This is a genomic window from Paenibacillus sp. FSL E2-0190, assembly GCF_037992965.1.
GTDB classification, from domain to species: domain Bacteria; phylum Bacillota; class Bacilli; order Paenibacillales; family Paenibacillaceae; genus Paenibacillus_AQ; species Paenibacillus_AQ odorifer.
Genome location: NZ_CP150306.1, coordinates 6,793,528 through 6,812,047, shown reverse-complemented (window position 1 = coordinate 6,812,047; position 18,520 = coordinate 6,793,528). Strand labels below are relative to the sequence as shown.

Here is an 18,520-nt window from a genome sequence, read left to right as displayed (position 1 = left end):
TCATGGCATTTAAGGAACCGGACACCATTCTAATGATTGAGTTACTGTCGCTTGAGCATGAACAGGCCGGTTATCAGATTGAGGTAGGTCTAACCCGTAATGTTGGGTACACAAGAAGCAAGCTCACCATAGATGAATTTACATACGAACAATTGAAGGCGCTAGGTCCCTTTTCCGGAGGGAGAATGAGATTGTCGCTGTATCCGAAGTGGGATCCGTTTCGGAATAGTTACTACAGCACGCTGATTATAATGAACAGAGCTTACAGCGAAACATTGTATTTTGCCTGTTCTGAAAATTATGTAACCCAACTTCTTCAATTAAAGCAGCAGGACTATCCTCAAGCAGAAGAGGAGAGGGTAGTTCAGACCATGCTTCCCTCTACAGAACCAGGGCATAGGATAAGCAGAAAGAAGACCAAACGAATTGGACTGGTTGCACTGCTGTGTCTTATGTTCGCTTGTTTGATATTTGTGTTACCTCTGCGAATGGATGGACAACTCGTAGATAGTGCTGAAGCGCTGGAGGAACCCGTATTAGGGGCCGACTCTGAGCCATTACTTTCGGTACCGTTCGTTACCCTTGCGCAGACGATATCGGTTCATAATCAGCAAGCCGAGCCTACACCAGAACCTTCAGTCCCTCCTCAAGAACAGACATTACCGTACGAAAAGTATGAATTAACCGAGAATGAATTTTTGTATAGTTTGCCAAAGGGTTATGTTGCCTTGTCATTTGATGATGGACCGTCAAAGTATACGAAAGAGATCGTAGATATTCTAGTAGAACATAAGGTGGCTGCCACCTTTTTATTCATTGGGAATAAGGTAGCTCATAATGCGGAAGCCGTTAGGTATGCTAATGAGCATAAGATGTCGGTTGGGAGTCATTCGTGGGATCATAGCAAAATGACTGCTAATGGCGTTGAGGAGAACCGGAATAACTTGGCGAAGACTAATCAGGCGCTGGAGGAAATTACACAATCACCGATTACTATTTTTCGGCCGCCATATGGGGCGATCAATGACAAGTTAACCGCCAAGGTGACGGAACAGCAGATGAAGGTATTATTGTGGAATCGTGATCCCGAGGATTGGAACGTCAAGAACCCAGAGGATATTCTTCAATATGTTCATCATGCCGATCCGTCCGGCGGAGTCTATCTATTTCACGAAAAGAAGATTACTGTAGAAGCTTTGCCCGCTATCATTAAGTATTTCCAAGAGAAAAACCTAAAATTTGTTGTTTTTAAATAGAATCAGAGAATCCATGTTATTGCAGAATAAAAGTGGCTGTTACAGGGTTGTGATCACTGTGTTCGAAGGATAACTCATGACCCTGTACGCCGCTTATGCTGACGTTTGGTGAGACTAGAAAGCCATCAATCACTGCGCGGAAATTCACACCTTCTGAATAGGCAACATCGAGCGTCCGGACGGAGGGTACCTTGGCATCTACAGCCCACTGAAAGCCCTGTTGAAAATGTTCAGGGAATTCTTGCAGCCATTGCGGCCAATCCTGCGTTGTCTCGAAAGCATCAGGAGCTGTACCCGGAAGGGAATGGTTCCAATCTCCCCCTAAGATGAGGTAGTTCCCTTTGTCATTCTCCTTCTTGATATAAGCCGATAAATACTCCAATTGCTGTTTGCGAATCGTTCCGCCTTGGTCAAAGGCTGATAAATGAAGATTGACTAGAATCAGTTCTTTTCCATTATCAACGGGGAATCTGCTCTCCACAAAAGCACGGTCGAGATCAAACTGTTGGCGAGGCCAGGTTTCTTTGCCCGGGAGATCATATCTAATATTACTTGTGCTGTTAAAACGGGATAAAGTTAATAAACCGCTGTTCACCGAGCCCATCGGATCAAGAACAGGAAGCGGTACCCAAGGTACCTTGTAGTTGGTCGCGAAAACATTGCTGTAATCAGCGAACTTATTCGACAAGTAAGAGACTTCATCTATACCGTTGCTACGGGAAGAATCGATGTCGACCTCCTGCAGCATGAACAGGTCCGAGTCTGTAACTGTCATAAGGGACGCTACGGCCTCAAGGTTTATCTTCGTTTGTTCCCTACTGCTTGAGCGTGACTTTGTTCCGCCATCCATAAAGAAATCTTGGCCTTTATCCAACCCGGCGTAGCCAATATTAAAGGTAGTTACAGAAAAGGACTCTCCCTGCTTCATTACTTGCTGCGGATTATTGTTTACAGTAAGTGTAGTAATCTCCTGTGGTTTATAGTCAGTGAGAGTAATATACACTAAAAAACCGCCAAGGATTAGAACGGCAGCTAGAAGGGTGAGGCTGATTGCTTTTATTCTTGTTGAACCCATATGATTCCATCGCTCCTTAGATACATGTTCATAGAACAGACTTTAATGGTGTAAACTTCGACACAACCCAATAACTCCCCTTGTTTTAATAAAAAAAATTTGAGACAATGGGTAGTGATGTTCTGAACTTTAACGTTTTGAAAAGAGGATAACGAATGAATATAGAATCCATTTATGGATTAACTTTTGATCAACTGGCGGCATGGCTGTTAGAACGTGGACATAAAAAGTTTCGGGCTACGCAGGTCTGGGATTGGCTTTATCGGAAGCGGATTACAGACTTTTCGGAAATGCTCGATGTAAATAAAGATTGTGTAGAATTATTAGAGCAGAATTTTGTCATTCATACCTTGGAAGAACATGTGAAGCAGGAATCTGCGGATGGGACGATTAAGTTCCTGTTCCGCCTAAAGGATGGCAACCTGATCGAGACCGTGCTTATGAGACAGAAATACGGCTTGTCTGTATGTGTAACCACGCAAGTGGGCTGCAATATCGGCTGCAGCTTCTGTGCAAGTGGGCTATTGGCGAAGAGCCGGGATCTCTCCAGCGGAGAGATTGTGGAGCAGATTATGAAGGTCCAGCAGCATCTGGATACGGCGAACCTGGATCAAAAGGTCAGTCACGTCGTAGTGATGGGCATTGGCGAGCCATTCGATAACTTCAAGAACCTGCTCGATTTCCTGGCGATTGTCAAAGATCACAAGGGACTAGCAATTGCGGGTAGAGGGATTACCGTATCAACGAGCGGATTGGCTAACAAAATCGTTGAATTTGCGGATGCGAATACGCAGGTGAACCTGGCGGTTTCTTTGCATGCCCCTAATAATGAACTGCGGACACAGATCATGAAGATTAACAAGGCCATTCCAATAGAGAAGCTAATGGAGTCTATAGATTATTATTTGGAGAAAACCAAGCGGAGAATTACTCTGGAATACATTCTGATGAAGGATGTAAACGACGGCAGAGAGCATGCGCTTGAACTGGCCGAGCTGATTGGCGATCGACGCCCGCTCGTCAATGTGAATTTGATTCCTTATAACCCGGTGGATGAACACAGCCAATATCAAAGAAGCGAGCGGGAGACGGTGCGGGCCTTTTTTGATACCTTGAAGAAGCAGGGTGTCAGCGTAAGCACTCGTCTGGAGCATGGTGTGGATATTGATGCTGCCTGCGGACAGCTGCGAAGCAAACAAATCAAGAAATCCAAAGCCATGGCTTGACGGACTACCTCGACAACAATATGTTACTTTTTGTGATACAATGACGTGGCAGGTATTAGGAAAAGAGGTTGATTGAGTTATGTTGACATTTACGGGCTACAATGTGGAGAATGTAAAAGATCCTTTCGGTATACTAACCGGTAAACGGTATGAATTTGTCGTTCAACTGGACGTTCCAGAGGATGATGAGCTGTATGTAGAGAACGGAGTATCCGCTAGAGCGATTATTAAGGTGGATGAAGATCAAGTCAGCATCGTAAGTTATGATCTACAGGAGACAACTTCAGGTCAACTGCTCGATTTCGATATGGAAGAGGACGAGGAAGAAGCGTTACTCCTTTTTTGTAAAGAGCATTTGCCAGAATAATTAAGCAGCATTGACCTCCTTGCCCAATGTCCAATTGTGGCAGGGATTTTTTTAAAATATAAGCATTTATATGTTTTGTACTTTAAAGTATCTTTATATTTCTATGAGAAACGGTTGTCGTCCTTTAAGGACGACAATGTTGTTTCTTCTTGTAAGATCTTTCGCAAGTTTGGGATATATCGGTTAAAATATTATAAAGCATCCAAAATAGGAGTTGTATACATGTCTAATGAAGAAGTGTTCTTGACCAAAGAAGGGTTGGCTCAATTAGAGGAAGAGCTGAAGGAATTGAAAGGCGCAGGGCGTAAGGAATTGGCCGCACGGCTTAAATTGGCGATCAGCTATGGAGACTTGAAGGAAAATAGTGAGTACCATTCGGCCAAGGACGATCAATCGTTCATGGAGACTCGTATTATGATTCTGGAGAAAATGTTGACCAAAGCCAAGATCGTGGATGAGAGCCAAATGGATCTGTCAAAGGTTAGTATGGGTTGTATTGTTATTCTGAATGACATCGAATATTCGGAGAAGATCGAATATAGAATTGTTGGAGCTGCTGAGGCAGATGTTCTTAATAACAAGATTTCCTATGAAAGCCCGCTAGGCAAGGAATTGCTGGGTAAAAAGGTCGGCGATATTGTTAGTGTAAATGCACCGATGGGCATCATTAAATATGAGTTGCTTGAGATCAAAATGATGTAACAATATACCGAAAAGCTCCCAACCCTTTGTAAGGGTTGGGAGCTTTTTTGCTGGTATGATAGGTTTTGGCTATGAGGTATATTGATTTCATATCTTAGACGTTCTGTGCTGTTGCGCTTATAGTTTGAAGTAACCTACAGCAGAGGAGTTCTATTCATGATCCAAAGTGTGTTATCGACGTTATACCAAGTCATCGTGCCTTTGTCCATTCCTGTGATCGTGGGTGCGCTACTTGGGCGGTTTAAGAATCTGGATACGAAGCCGTTATTGACGCTTTATCTATACTTTTTAACGCCGGCAATTATTTTAAATACATTGGCTACTGCCGAGATATCCATGAATGATATTTATAAGACGCTCGCCTTTTCGCTTCTAAATCTAATCTTCTTATGGGCGATTGCGAATATAGTCGGCAAATTATTGAAGCTAGATCCATCCGAAGTATCCGGTCTGACCTTGATTTCAACGTTTACGAATAGCGTGAATTATGGACTTCCGCTGGTGTTGCTAGCTTTCGGACAGCTTGGTCTCGATAAGGCCTCTGTATATGTGATCGGACAGATGATTATCGTGAATACGATAGGTGTTTATTTTGCAGCAAGATCTCAGTTCTCGGTAAAAAATGCAGTAAAATCGGTCTTTTCACTTCCTGCCATTTACGCAGCTCTGTTGGCCCTTCTTCTCCGTATCTTTGGCCTGCATTTGCCTGCAGAGGTGGCTACAGGGGTTGCCTTGGTAGCTGGAGGATATTCACCGGTGGTACTGGCGATCCTTGGCGCACAGATGGTTAAAGTGAGAAACATGCCATCCGCACGCAAGGGTCAGTCTACTTTTTGGACTGGGCTGTGGATTCGATTAATCTTAGCGCCGCTAGTGGCTTACCTCGGATTATCGATCCTGCAAATTACCGGAACCTTGTTCTCTGTGCTGCTGATTTTGGCTTCTATGCCAGTTGCCGTCAACGCCGTCGTGCTAGCCGAGCGTTTTAATGCCTCACCGGAGCTGGTATCCAAATGTATTTTGTGGACGACGCTTGCTTCGTTTCTCGTGTTGCCGGTGCTTATAGTGTTAGTGCAAGGTGCGTAATCCCTTAGAAATCAAAATGATCTGGGTCTGGACCTACCCGCTGATCTTGGTTGAGAGAGTTAATTAGAGTCATATCCTCGTCAGATAATTTGAAATCAAACACGTCTACATTTTCGATGATCCGGTGTTCTTTAGTAGACTTAGGAATGGTGATAATCCCCCGTTGCAGGTCCCAACGGACAATAACCTGAGCGACGGATTTGTCATGTTTGACGGCAATTTGTTTCAGTACAGGCTGATCGAACAATTGACCTTGCATTAACGGAGACCAAGCTTCTAATTGGATTCCTTGCTCTTTGCAGAAGTCGAGCAGCTCTTGCTGATTCAAATAAGGATGTAATTCAACTTGATTGACCATCGGCTTAATTTCAGCATCCTTCAGTACATCTTCAAGATGGTGAATCTGGAAGTTGCTGACCCCAATGGCTTTTACCCGGCCCTCTTTATACAACATTTCAAGCGCTCTCCAAGACTCTTTATATTTTCCTTTTACAGGCCAGTGAATAAGGTACAGATCCAGGTATTCAAGTCCGAGTTTAGCTAAGCTAGTCTCGTAGGCGGCAATGGTTTCTTCGTAGCCCATATCTGCGGTCCAGACCTTTGAGGTTACGAAAAGCTCTTCTCTGGACAAGCTGTTCTCTTGCAGAGCCTCTTGGATGGCTTGTCCCACGCCTGTTTCATTCTCATAAATTGCGGCAGTGTCAATGCTGCGGTAACCGTGTCTAATAGCGGATTTGATCGCTTGTATCAGTTCTGCGCCTTCTTCCACTTTAAATACGCCAAGCCCTAGCCAAGGCATATTTATACCGTTGTGTAATGTAGTTGTATCCTGTAGATGTTGAGCCATAATAAAGTAACCTCCTAAGATATTTAAAAGTTTGTTTGGGTTGTTAATGGACTGCTCTTTAAGCAGCTTTAGTCTGGAGAGGAGCCTCATCTTTCTTCTCCAGAGCACGGCTCCATGCCGTTAGTAATACAGCGGACAGAACCATGATGGCACCTACCCAAGTGGTATGAATCAGTCCCATATGATCTGTGACGATGCCGCCAAGGTACGCACCAATGGCAATACCAGCGTTAAAAGCAGCAATATTTAATGCAGAAGCTACATCTCGTGCACTTGGCGCATATCGATCTGCAAGCGTAACGACATGTACTTGCAAGCCGGGCACGTTCATGAAAGCTAACAGTCCCATAAAGAAGATCGTAATCAGTGCGGCAACCTTGTAAGGTGCGGTAAAAGCTAAGACAAATAAGACGACAGCTTGGACTGCAAACATATAGAATAGAGCATTCATCGGTTTGCGGTTGGCGGCTTTACCTCCAATCACGTTCCCGATGGCAATCGCAATGCCGTATACAAGCAAGATTACGGCGACTGTATTCTCTTTGAAGCCGCTGATCTCATGCAGAAGGGGCGATAAATAAGTAAAGACTACAAATGTGCCCCCATAGCCCAAAGCCGTAATCGCGAAGGCAAGCAGTAAACGCCCATTGGTGACCAGCTTAACTTGCTCACGAAGGGGTGTATGGGTACCTTTGCGCAGCCCGGATGAAGGAACAAGGATCAGATTGCCGATGAGTGCTATAAGCCCGATAGCAATAATAGCAACAAATGCAGCACGCCAGCCGAGTTGTTGGCCAAGGAACGTACCTAGCGGAACGCCAGTAACAGTAGCTACTGTAAGTCCAGTGAACATGATGGCAATGGCACTGGCCTTACGATCCTCAGGCACGAGGTCGGCGGCAATAGTCGAAGCAATCGACATGAACAAGCCATGGGCCAGAGCGGAAATTACTCTCGCGATTAACAGCAATGTAATTCCGTCCGCAGCCGCCGCAAGACTATTGCCGATAATAAAGACGATCATAATGCTTAGCAGTAAGGTTTTGCGCGATATCGACGTGGTTAGCGACGTTAAGATGGGTGCGCCAAAAGTTACTCCTAAAGCGTATAAAGTAACGGTCAACCCGGCTGTGGTTACCGGTATATGCAGATCCGTGGCGATTAAAGGCAGCAGCCCCACACTGATAAACTCAGTGGTACCAATCGCAAAGGCACTAATGGCTAGAGCTAAGAGCGCCAAGGTGCTTCTTTTTTTATCTAAGGACATTTCTTTCACTCCTACGCTGTGTTAATCACCGGCCGGTAAGTGCTATTATGAAGAGATCTGTCCATTTAGTATAGTACGTACTTTAAAGTGCTATAGGTACTAAAAAGTACCTATAGCGCAACTCGCCAAACCGCAAAAAGCATGGGCACCCTGATCTCGTCAGGTTTGTCCATGCTTTTTTGCTATGCTTGTTATATAGTCCCAATAGGGTTAACGAGACCGTTGTTTAAGGTGGCGCCGTTTAGTTGTGCCTTTGTTAGTGGCGTGCCCACCCGATCCTCCACCAACCGCCTGCTGCTGTCTTGTTCCTGGGCTTTCAATAGCGGAGTTTGTTCCACCGGTGCTGAACGTTCCGCCTCCGCTTGCTACCTGAGTTGCGGAGGCATTCTGGCTCCGTTTAGGCAGTTTAACCGTCTGGGTATTGATAACGACCACAACTTCTTTGCGATACGGATATAATAAGAGGGGTTTAGCTTTGCCGCGTTTGTTGCCCCCACTGCCTAGGTTAGTCGCATCGCCGCCTGCGCCGACACTTTGTTGTTGGCGTGTATAGGGAGAAGCAATGGCGGCATTATTGCCGCTTGCGCTGCTGCGCCCTGCACCGCTTGCAATTTGTGTAGTGTTGGGGGCGTTCGTATATTGATTGTTGATGACAAAGACTAATCTGTCCACTCCGTGGAGTGGGGTCCTTGTAATTATGCGCCGTTTTCCTTTTTGAATAATGACAACGATCCGGTCTCTTTTATAGGCCACCCATATTCACTCTCCCATACTTTGACTTCATTAACATTAATGCAGATGGGGGGAATAAGTGATGAATACGGGCGATCTACCTCGAAAAACAATCATTTGCCTAAGTTAGCTGCCTACTAAACGGTTTATTTATTCAAAGCTATATTTGATCCCCCATTGCTCCCGGACATTGCTCATAATGTCCATGACATCCAAGGAGAGGTTGAGGGTCTCTTTATGGCTTTTATCTGCAATATACCGCTGCATATCTTCAATCTCGTATTGCAAAGCTTTGGCTGTATCTCCAGCTTCAATCGTCTCTACTGTGCCATCCAAATATTGAATGGTGGCTTTGCTGGCCCGCGGGAAATTGTCTACGGTAATAAATCCGAGCTCTCCTGCAACCACCCCCCGTTTAGGCATTTTGGAGCGCATTGTAAGGGAGATTACCGCCATTTCATCTGCCGCATTGTTAAGAATAATACCGGATTGCTCGTCCACTCCTGTCTCGAATTGTTTTACCGTAGTAAGAATCTCATGGGGCTGTTTGGACAGGAAGAATCTTGTGAAGGACAGCGCATATGTCCCAATATCCAGCAGTGCTCCGCCCGCCAGATCTTTGCTGAAGAAACGGTTGTTCACATCATATTCTTTATGGCTGCCAAAGGAGACCTGCACCATTTTGAGGCGCCCGATGATGCCGTCATCAATGAGCTGCCGCAGTTTCTTATACAGTGGCATATGGTAGATGGTCATAGCTTCGGCCACAACCAGATCCTTTTCAGCGGCAAGTCGGGTGACTTCTTGAAGTTGTTTGCTGTTCACCGTGATTGCTTTTTCGCAGAGAACATGTTTGTTATTCTGTAAGCTTTCAATGATGTATTCATAATGATTGCTATGTGGCGTAGAGATGTACACTACATCAATTGCAGGATCTTGCAGCATTTCACTGTAACTGCCATAAGCTTTCGTGGCTCCATATTGATTAGCGAATTGTTGTGCTTTCTCCAAGCTTCGCGACCCAACCGCATACAACGTTCCTCCCGTTTCATTCAGCGCAGTCGCAAATTCGGCAGCTATACTTCCTGGACCGACAATTGCCCACTTTAAAGGGTTCATTTCCAGCACCTCACTTGTTTGATTTTTTGTTTTTATTTAGAGATACCTTGATTCCATCTGAACCATTCATCTTCATAAAAGTTTTGATATTAAGCACATTTGTGCAATATAATAATAAATGTGCAAAACAATCGTCTACAGTATAGCGGGGGGGTCTAAATCCGTCAAACTGTTGAATACGCGGGGGCGTTGTAACATGGATCGAAAAGAAGATAAGAAGCTGCTTATTAAAATAGCACAAATGTATTATGAACAGAATTTAACGCAGAGTGAAATCTCCAGCCAACTTGGTATATATCGTACCACCATCAGCAGGATGCTAAAGAGGGTACGTGAAGAAGGGATCGTTACAATAACTATTAATTACGATACTGGCGATCATTTTACATTGGAGCAGGAGCTGAAGGAGCGGTTCGGGCTACGGGAAGCCGTTGTTGTGGAGGTAGATCCTGCACAGTCCAGCACGATTAAACGCAAAGCTATAGGACAAGCCTGTGCGAGATGGCTCGAGCAAGTGCTTCTCCCGAAAGATACGATTGGATTTTCTTGGGGAAGCAGCTTAGCTGCCGTCGTAGATAGCCTAACACAAGCCCAGAGACCATTTGTAACCTGTGTACCTACGGTCGGCGGCCCATCAGGAAAGATGGAGAGCGGGTACCATGTAAATAACATCTGTTATCAAGCTGCTCTAAAATGGGGTGCGCGCTCGTTAATGATTGATGTTCCAGCGATCACGGAGCAAAAGGAAACTAGAGATCAACTGATGAATTCGCAGTATTATCAGACCATTGCCAAGGCGTGGGACCATCTGGATATCGCTGTGTTCGGCATCGGATCGCCGGAAATGAAAGGGGAAGAGGCGTGGCGCGGTTTTTATGGTGATGCAGTGATTGCTGAGCTGGAGAATGGAAAGGTCGCTGGTGATATCTGTTCACGATTCTATGATGGCAACGGGATTCCCGTGCATACCGGAATATCGGATCGAACACTGACCATTGAGCTGGAGCAAATTAAGCAAGCACGGTATTCAATTGGTGTAGCGGAGTCACTTGAGAAGGTAACGGGGATCCTTGGGGCACTAAATGGGGGTTATATGAATGTACTTGTAACGACCCAAGAAACAGCGCAGAAGATATTGGAGTAGTAACTACTAAATGTAAACAATTGAATTTCGTGAAAATAACCTGAAAATGGCATGCAAATTGCTTAAAATTTTGCTTGTAAGCACCAGACAGAGCGTGTAAGATATACAAGGTATTCATATTGAACATTTATAAAAATATAAGTTTCACATTATACATTATCCTTATATTTGCTTGTCAACTCATATAATCTTGGGAATATGGCCCATAAGTTTCTACCGGATAACCAATGTAATTATCCGACTATGAGTGAAATAGCGCATCTAGGGTTCCGCTTCCTGACTATGGAAGGACTGGACCGAGCGATGCGGACACTATGCAGTGTTACACCACTAAGGGACAAAAACCCAGAAGGACAAATTCACTTGAGAGAAACGACTCAAGGGATTTGTCCTTTTTTTGTTTTTAATTCAGAAGGAGAGATCAAGTTTACTATGAAGGTACTTCAAGAGCGCATCAGACAAGAGGGTCTTATTTTATCAGATACGGTACTAAAGGTAGATTCATTTCTGAATCATCAGGTGGATACGGAGCTTGCCTTACAAATTGGACAGGAGTTCAAGCGGTTGTTCGGACATTTGCCTATCACTAAAATCATCACTATTGAAGCGAGTGGCATTCAATTTGCCATGGCTACGGCCATCGCCTTAGGCGTACCGTTTGTATATGCGAAGAAAAAGAAAGCAGTGACCTTATCTGAAGCGGTCTATTCCGCGCCGGTACATTCTTTTACACGCAAAGAGGATTATATGGTTAGTGTCTCGCAAAAATATATCGGACCAAGTGATAAGGTGCTTATTGTAGATGACTTTTTGGCTACTGGTGCTGCTCTTGTTGGACTGGTTGATATCGTGAAAGAGGCTGGCGCTGAACTCCTTGGCGTTGGTTGTGTGATTGAAAAATGCTTCCAAGAAGGCCGGAGTCTACTCGAGGATAGAGGGATAGAAGTCCATGCTTTAGCCCGGATTACATCTATGTCACCAGGTGAAATTCACTTCATTGATAATGAAAGTTCAAAAGAGCCAATCAAGGAGAGTGCGAGATGTTAAGCAAGAAAAAAGTATTTGCGTTAGGATTTCAGCATGTACTGGCGATGTATGCCGGAGCAGTTGTTGTTCCGCTGATCGTAGGGAACGCGCTGAACCTGAATGCCACCCAAATGGCCTATCTTATCGCAGCTGATTTGTTTACTTGCGGGTTAGCTACTTTGCTGCAGATTATGGGCACTAAGTATTTTGGCAGCAGGCTGCCGGTTATTCTTGGATGTACCTTTACGGCAGTAGGGCCGATTATCGCTATCGGCAGTGCCAACAATTTGGCGACGGTGTACGGAGCAATTATTTTATCTGGTTTATTCGTGGTACTGGCGGCCCCCCTTTATGGGAAGCTACTGAGGTTTTTCCCAACGATAGTAACGGGCTCAGTCGTGACCATTATTGGGTTATCTCTTATTCCTGTAGCTATGAATAGCGTAGCTGGCGGAGAAGGCAGCGCTGATTTTGGGAATCCCCGCAATTTGTTGCTTGCACTGATCACGCTGCTGGTCATTTTAGCGGTTAACCGTTTTACTACAGGATTTCTTCGCTCGGTCTCTGTCTTGATAGGTCTTTTAGTGGGTACAATTATTGCTTATGGAATGGGCATTGTTAGTTTCTCTACAGTAGGTGAAGCCTCTTGGGTAAGTGTTGCACAGCCTTTCTACTTCGGATGGCCTCAGTTCAATCTTACGGCTATTTTCACTATGATCATTGTTAATATTGTTAGTATGGTGGAGTCCACAGGTGTTTACTTTGCGATTGGTAAAGTGACGGATCAGAAAGTGGAACAAAAGCAGATCGTAAACGGGCTGCGTTCGGAAGGTTTGGCGATTATGCTGGGCGGGATCTTTAATGCATTTCCGTACACAGCATTTTCGCAAAATGTAGGTCTGGTCTCGCTGACTCGGGTCAAAACTCGGAATGTTATTTTTGCAGCCGGCGGGATTATGGTTGTGCTTGGACTACTGCCTAAATTGGCGGCTCTGACAACAGTTATTCCCAATGCCGTACTGGGCGGAGCGATGATCGTGATGTTCGGATCGGTTGCTGTTTCCGGGATGTCGATTCTGTCAGAGGTAGATCTGCGCAAGGATGGTAATCTGCTGATTGCCGCTTGTAGTATCGCTGTTGGATTGGGTTCGGCAACAGTACCTGCAATGTTCGATCAATTGCCTGAATTCGCTCGGATGCTGCTGCAAAACGGTATCGTATCCGGTTCCCTTACAGCGATTGTGCTGAATATCTTCCTCTCCAAGACAAAGGATAATGTTCTGGCAGAAGATCCTGCTGCCCCTGTTCTAACGAAAGAAACTCAAGTTTCTTAATACGTCTAATTCATGTTAAAAGACCAAGCTCTGGTGTGCTGAAACCTAAGCTTGGTCTTTTTCTCATGCTCAGAGCTTGTGCATATGCACAAAAAAATAGGTTGTCCCGTCAATATTATTGGGTTTGTAAGCGCAGTATACTCAGTTTAGAAAGCGTTATCAAATTACACACTGTATAGTGTCAAATTCTTATACTAGGGGGCAACTAGAGATGGAAGGCACAGTAATTAACTGGATGGGCGCGATTGCGGGATTGATTCTGGCCGTCGTATTGATTTTCAAAAAGGTTAACCCGGTCTACGCACTTTTTTTAGGCGCGATTGCCGGAGGAATATTAGGCGGGGCATCCATTGCAGAGACAGTACAATATGTCATCGACGGAACGAATAGTGTTATGGGTGCAGTTGTACGTGTTCTCGCAGCTGGTGTGCTGGCCGGGGTATTGATTGAATCAGGGGCAGCCGAACGAATGGCCGAGACCATAGTAGATAAGCTTGGCGAAAAGAAAGCGTTATTATCTATAGCGCTGGCAACTATGATTATTACAGCGGTAGGCGTATTCATCACAGTCGCTATCATTATTGTCGCTCCAATCGCTTTGTCCGTAGGTAAGAAGATCGGCATTTCCAAAACCGCTTTGCTGCTCGCACTGGTCGGTGGCGGTAAAGCCGGTAACATTATTTCACCGAACCCGAACACCATTGCCGTAGCTAAAGGCTTTGATGTAGATTTGGCTCAGGTCATGATTCATGGATTCATCCCAGCCATTGCGGGTCTGATTGTCACTGTTATTATTGCTAATCTGCTGGTCAACAAAGGTGTGAAAATTGCAGAGGGCGACGTTGTAACTAAAGAGGAAGACAGTACTAAGGTTAAACCTAGCTTTGGCCGTGCCATCGTCGCTCCAGTTTTCGCTATTTTACTTCTAGCCATTAACCCAATCGGAAATATTCTAAATATTGAATTGCTGAAATCATTTAAAGTCGATTCTATGATCATCTTGCCTCTTGCCGGCATTATTGGATTGATTGCTATGAAACAAACGAAGAACATCATTTCTTTTACAACCTCAGGGTTAAATAAAATGACAGGTACAGCCATTATCCTGATTGGTGCTGGTGCTATCGCTGGTATTATCTCGAAATCGGATTTGAGTGCTACTGTTGTAGATGCAATAACGGCTATGGGGATTTCCGGAACGTTCCTTGCGCCAATTGCAGGGATCCTGATGGCGGCTGCTACAGCATCAACCTCTACGGCTTCTATCGTGGCTGCCGGATCATTTGGTCCCGCTATTCTTTCGATGGGCACAGCGCCGCTAAATGCAGCAATTATGGTGCACACCGGGGCTACAGTTATTGACCATCTGCCACACGGTAACTTCTTCCACGTGACCGCTGATTCCGTTAAGATGAACATTAAGGACCGGATGTCACTGATTCCTTATGAAAGTCTCGTGGGTCTGACGATGGCTATCGTCGCCACTATATTATACGGCTTCATCCTATAATTTATATTTGCAACTAGAAGGGACGGATATTCTATGAATAAAGACTTTGTCATCGTATTGGCACCGGATTCTTTCAAGGAAAGCATGACAGCCAAAGAAGCTTGTGAAGCCATGGAAAAAGGCATTCACAAAGTAAATTCTAATATTACTTGTATTCATGTACCCATGGCAGATGGCGGCGAAGGAACGATGCAGTCCTTGGTCGATGCAACGGAAGGTACAGTATATATAACAAAAGTTAAAGGGCCACTGGGCAATGAAGTTAGCGCATCCTACGGAATCACAGGAGACGGGCTGACAGGGGTGCTGGAAATGGCTAGTGCGAGTGGTATTCAGCTGGTATCCCCTGAGACACGTAACCCGTTGATTACAACCACCTACGGGACAGGACAATTAATCAAAGCATGTCTGGATCGTGGGGTCAGCAAGCTGCTGATCGGTATCGGTGGCAGTGCCACCAATGACGGAGGCGCCGGGATGGTGCAGGCATTAGGCGGCAGGCTGCTGGATGCCGAAGGCAATGAGCTGTTGTTTGGTGGTGGTGAGCTCGGCAGATTAGCCCGTATTGATCTGAGTGGATTTGACCCTCGCCTTAAGGAAGTACAGGTTGAAGTGGCTTGCGACGTTACGAATCCATTATGTGGTCCGACCGGGGCCTCCAATGTATTTGGTCCGCAAAAAGGGGCTACTTCGGATATGATCAAACAGCTGGACAGCAATCTGCATCATTATGCGAGTGTCATCAAAGAGCAATTGGGTTTCGATATTATAGATATGCCTGGTGCTGGTGCAGCGGGTGGCCTTGGGGCAGGACTGGTGGTGTTCTTAAACGGAATATTAAAAAAAGGCATTGAGCTTGTGATCGACTATACTGGACTTGAAGAAAAAGTGCAGCAGGCGGACATGGTGTGGACCGGGGAAGGAAGCATCGATTTCCAGACCCAATATGGCAAGACTCCGCTTGGCGTTGCTGAGGTAGCTAAGAAATATAATAAACCTGTGCTGGCTTTTGCGGGACGGATCGGCGATCAGACGGAAGTGCTGTATGATAAAGGGATTGATGCTATTTTTGGGATCATGCCAGGTGCAGCTTCATTGGAGGATGCCTTGAATAAAGGGCAAGAGAATCTGGAAAGAACGGCTGAGAATGTGGCTAGGTTAGTCATGTTGAACCAAGGAAGCTGATTGAATTATACAAAGTGATAGAGGGGCTGACTGAACGGAGTCAGCCCCTTTTTCTTTTTTAAGGTAGAAGCTTTCTGAGTAGAATATAAAGGGACAGGAGGTACAGACATGAAGATATCGAAATCACTTGCAGGACAAATAGCACAAGAAATGATGAGCGTAGTTCCTTATAACATTAATGTTATGGATGAGAGCGGCTTTATTGTGGGGAGCGGAGATCTGAAACGGGTCGGAACCTTACATGAGGGAGCGAGAATAGCCATTCAAAGTGGGCATGTCTTTGAAGTGTACGAGGATGGCAGCGGCATGAAGCCGGGGGTGAATGAACCCATTATTATAGATCATAAAGTTTTGGGTGTGGTAGGTATTACGGGACATCCAGATGAGGTTAGGCCGTTTAGTAAGCTGGTCAGAGTCACTACTATATTACTTATTGAGCAGGAAGCAAGGAACAAGCTGGAACAGGATGAGCGAGTAAAACGTGTGAAATTTTATCATGAATTGTCTTATCGTAAAGAAGCATATGATCTTGAGTTTCTGGAACGGGCGGGCAGCTATGGGCTTGATCTTAAGAAAAAATGCTGGGCGATCCTAGTGGAAGGCGATGTGAACGGAAAAGAATTCAAAAATGTATTTAGGTCCTATCCACATTACTGGAATTTGGAGAATGATAAGGCGGTTTTTTTTATAACGGATGTTTTTCTTTATAAAGAGCTCATAGGAAAACTAAATTCATGTGCGAATGTGGGGCGAATAGGTTCTGGCGAAGCAGAGGAGTTAGCTGCTTATTCACTTGAACAGGCCCAGGCGGCGATTAGTGTTGGTAGTAGAGTCGACCCGCTCAAGATACTGTACACTTATGAAGAACTAAGATTCTTAATTCATCTCTCCTATGACGGGGCAGAACGGCCCGGGACGATTTATGCTCTACTGGATCAGTCGGGCGATAAGACAGGCCTGATTGAAACACTGCAAGTATTTATTGCTGAGAATGGGGACCATAATCGTACTGTACAGAAGCTGAATATTCACCGAAATACACTGAACTACCGGCTTAATCGCATTCATACATTAACGGGCAAAAATCCACGCAACTACATGGAGTTGTTTGAATTGTTGTGCGGATTGATGTGGCGTAAGTAGTCTAAATCCCCCTATTCCAATTGCCATCCTGATTTTATAGGCATAAACTTAGATAAGCTTGTATAGATAAATTAGGACAGGGATGGATAGGAATGAATGAGAAAGTAGTAATGAATGATAAAGTAGTCATGCCATTATGGACCATGTGCCTTTTTATCGTAGTGATGAACACAACGATGTTTAATGTATCACTTCCAACCATTATTCAGGATCTCCAAATTTCTGCTGATCTAGGTTCATGGGTAATTTCGAGCTATTCGATTGGATATGCTTTATCGACGGTTATTTATAGCCGCTTATCAGACGTGGTGCCGATTCGGAGACTTTTGACCGTTGGCTTAATTACTCTCGGGTTGGCCTCAGTGTTTGGATTATTTGCGCATGACTTTAATACATTATTGATAACGAGAATAGTACAATCTGCTGGCGCGGGTGCGATGGCTGGATTGGGTCTCGTACTGGCTAGCCGTTATGTGCCTATTGAAAGACGTGGTGCGGCTATCGCCATGATCTCCGCAGGGAGTGCAATGGCCTTTGGTTTGGGCCCGATTTTTGGTGGTGTCATCAGTCAGTATTTTGGCTGGAACGGGTTATTCGGAATTACTTGCCTTGTGCTTGTTGTATTGCCAGTACTGCTGCGGTTATTACCTAAGGAACAGCCGAAGCCTGCAAGCTTTGACGTTATTGGGGCGGCGCTGACCGTTGTAAATGCAGCAAGTCTGCTGGTAGCAGTAACCACCCAATCTCTGGTATGGTTGGCAGTGGGCGTAGTGTCTATTATCGTGCACGCTTGGTATTTGAAGAAGGCGAAGGAATCCTTTATTAACCCGCAGCTGCTAAAAATGCCGGGATACTTGAAGCTAGTTACCATAGGCTTTTGTATTCTGGTGCTGAACTTGGGGAATTTGTTCCTGATGCCGCTTGTGCTCGCTAATCTGTTTGGTAAATCCGCGTTGATGATTGGTTTGTTTATCGCACCAGGTGCGTTATTATCCGCATTTCTTACCCGTTTTGTTGGACGTTTTATTGACCGGTATGGCAACTTGCGCTTCTTAATCATAGGGCATTGTATTCTTGCCGCTGTTATGGCTGCATTTGCGCTGAACCTTTCTGTATCTCCTGTAGTTCTTCTGCTTGGTTATCTTTGCTTCTCTCCGGCCTTCTCGGCGACAATGGCATCCTTAAATAATGAAGCTTCTCGGGTTCTTCCGCGAACTTGGATTGGTTCAGGTATGGGGCTTTTACAACTGATTCAGTTCTTTGGAGGTTCTGTATCTGTTGCGGTCTGTGGGCTGTTGCTGCATGCTCAGCGTGATCTTGCGCCGGCAAAAGCCTATGAGCATGTATACGGACTGTTGCTCCTTGTCAGCTTGTGTTCGTTAGGAGTTCTCCTTTTATATAGACGTTCTTATTCCAAAAGTAATGCTGGGCAATCTATACAAGCTTAGAACTGAAACGAAAAGGTGATAAAAACGTATCAGATGCTATAGCAGATATAAGG

General features: G+C 45.0%; 17 protein-coding genes and 1 riboswitch. Of the genes, 12 read left to right on the top strand and 5 right to left on the bottom strand.

What is annotated here, in order from left to right; genetic code table 11:
- The first annotated feature begins 2 nt into the window (after positions 1–2).
- Positions 3–1,256 carry a polysaccharide deacetylase family protein gene (locus NST25_RS29935; protein WP_339188916.1) on the top strand — a complete coding sequence of 418 codons (1,254 nt, stop codon included), beginning with the start codon at positions 3–5 and terminating at the stop codon, positions 1,254–1,256.
- Positions 1,257–1,272: 16 nt separating this feature from the next.
- On the opposite strand, the gene NST25_RS29930 is transcribed toward NST25_RS29935, so the two are convergent.
- Positions 1,273–2,331 carry an endonuclease/exonuclease/phosphatase family protein gene (locus NST25_RS29930; RefSeq protein ID WP_076191625.1) on the bottom strand — a complete coding sequence of 353 codons (1,059 nt, stop codon included), beginning with the start codon at positions 2,329–2,331 and terminating at the stop codon, positions 1,273–1,275.
- Positions 2,332–2,486: 155 nt separating this feature from the next.
- Here NST25_RS29930 and rlmN point away from each other — a divergent pair, with 155 nt between their 5' ends.
- From rlmN to NST25_RS29910, 4 genes are all read left to right on the top strand, one after another.
- On the top strand, positions 2,487–3,557 hold the full coding sequence (gene rlmN, locus NST25_RS29925) for a 23S rRNA (adenine(2503)-C(2))-methyltransferase RlmN (protein ID WP_076181880.1): 1,071 nt from the start codon (positions 2,487–2,489) through the stop codon (positions 3,555–3,557).
- A 79-nt stretch (positions 3,558–3,636) separates the two neighbouring features.
- Positions 3,637–3,924 carry a DUF6509 family protein gene (locus tag NST25_RS29920; protein ID WP_036682221.1) on the top strand — a complete coding sequence of 96 codons (288 nt, stop codon included), beginning with the start codon at positions 3,637–3,639 and terminating at the stop codon, positions 3,922–3,924.
- A gap of 222 nt (positions 3,925–4,146) precedes the next feature.
- On the top strand, positions 4,147–4,626 hold the full coding sequence (gene greA / locus NST25_RS29915) for a transcription elongation factor GreA (RefSeq protein WP_036682220.1): 480 nt from the start codon (positions 4,147–4,149) through the stop codon (positions 4,624–4,626).
- 156 nt (positions 4,627–4,782) lie between these two features.
- Positions 4,783–5,712: an AEC family transporter gene (locus NST25_RS29910; RefSeq protein ID WP_339188912.1), complete on the top strand. Its 930-nt coding sequence runs from the start codon at positions 4,783–4,785 to the stop codon at positions 5,710–5,712.
- 4 nt (positions 5,713–5,716) lie between these two features.
- On the opposite strand, the gene NST25_RS29905 is transcribed toward NST25_RS29910, so the two are convergent.
- The 4 genes from NST25_RS29905 to NST25_RS29890 all read right to left on the bottom strand — a co-directional run bounded on the left by NST25_RS29905 (position 5,717) and on the right by NST25_RS29890 (position 9,677).
- Positions 5,717–6,559, bottom strand: coding sequence for an aldo/keto reductase (locus tag NST25_RS29905; RefSeq protein ID WP_340393097.1), 843 nt, complete (start codon positions 6,557–6,559; stop codon positions 5,717–5,719).
- Between the two features lie 58 nt (positions 6,560–6,617).
- On the bottom strand, positions 6,618–7,826 hold the full coding sequence (locus NST25_RS29900; RefSeq protein ID WP_076105088.1) for an MFS transporter: 1,209 nt from the start codon (positions 7,824–7,826) through the stop codon (positions 6,618–6,620).
- 210 nt (positions 7,827–8,036) lie between these two features.
- Positions 8,037–8,549 (bottom strand): hypothetical protein, encoded by a 513-nt coding sequence (locus NST25_RS29895; protein WP_254847727.1) that lies wholly within the window; start codon positions 8,547–8,549, stop codon positions 8,037–8,039.
- Between the two features lie 159 nt (positions 8,550–8,708).
- Entirely contained in the window at positions 8,709–9,677 is a 969-nt protein-coding gene (locus tag NST25_RS29890; protein WP_339188909.1) for a Gfo/Idh/MocA family oxidoreductase, read from the bottom strand.
- A gap of 196 nt (positions 9,678–9,873) precedes the next feature.
- Between NST25_RS29890 and NST25_RS29885 the strand changes: the two genes are divergently transcribed.
- The 7 genes from NST25_RS29885 to NST25_RS29855 all read left to right on the top strand — a co-directional run bounded on the left by NST25_RS29885 (position 9,874) and on the right by NST25_RS29855 (position 18,467).
- Positions 9,874–10,821 (top strand): sugar-binding transcriptional regulator, encoded by a 948-nt coding sequence (locus NST25_RS29885; protein WP_339188907.1) that lies wholly within the window; start codon positions 9,874–9,876, stop codon positions 10,819–10,821.
- 160 nt (positions 10,822–10,981) lie between these two features.
- Positions 10,982–11,085: riboswitch (purine riboswitch) on the top strand.
- Between the two features lie 168 nt (positions 11,086–11,253).
- Positions 11,254–11,868 carry a xanthine phosphoribosyltransferase gene (locus NST25_RS29880; protein WP_076181891.1) on the top strand — a complete coding sequence of 205 codons (615 nt, stop codon included), beginning with the start codon at positions 11,254–11,256 and terminating at the stop codon, positions 11,866–11,868.
- Positions 11,862–13,181, top strand: a complete 1,320-nt coding sequence (locus tag NST25_RS29875; protein ID WP_036682206.1) for a nucleobase:cation symporter-2 family protein — start codon at positions 11,862–11,864, stop codon at positions 13,179–13,181. Before NST25_RS29880 ends, NST25_RS29875 begins: the two co-directional genes overlap by 7 nt.
- Positions 13,182–13,392: 211 nt before the next feature.
- Positions 13,393–14,691, top strand: a complete 1,299-nt coding sequence (locus NST25_RS29870) for an SLC13 family permease (RefSeq protein ID WP_339188904.1) — start codon at positions 13,393–13,395, stop codon at positions 14,689–14,691.
- A gap of 33 nt (positions 14,692–14,724) precedes the next feature.
- The gene (locus NST25_RS29865) at positions 14,725–15,876 is read left to right on the top strand and encodes a glycerate kinase (RefSeq protein ID WP_076222377.1); all 1,152 of its coding nucleotides are present in this window, start codon (positions 14,725–14,727) and stop codon (positions 15,874–15,876) included.
- A 108-nt stretch (positions 15,877–15,984) separates the two neighbouring features.
- A complete protein-coding gene (locus NST25_RS29860; protein WP_076181893.1) occupies positions 15,985–17,019 on the top strand; it encodes a sugar diacid recognition domain-containing protein in 1,035 nt (344 codons plus the stop codon).
- A 92-nt stretch (positions 17,020–17,111) separates the two neighbouring features.
- On the top strand, positions 17,112–18,467 hold the full coding sequence (locus NST25_RS29855) for an MFS transporter (protein WP_254848694.1): 1,356 nt from the start codon (positions 17,112–17,114) through the stop codon (positions 18,465–18,467).
- The last annotated feature ends 53 nt before the right edge of the window (positions 18,468–18,520 follow it).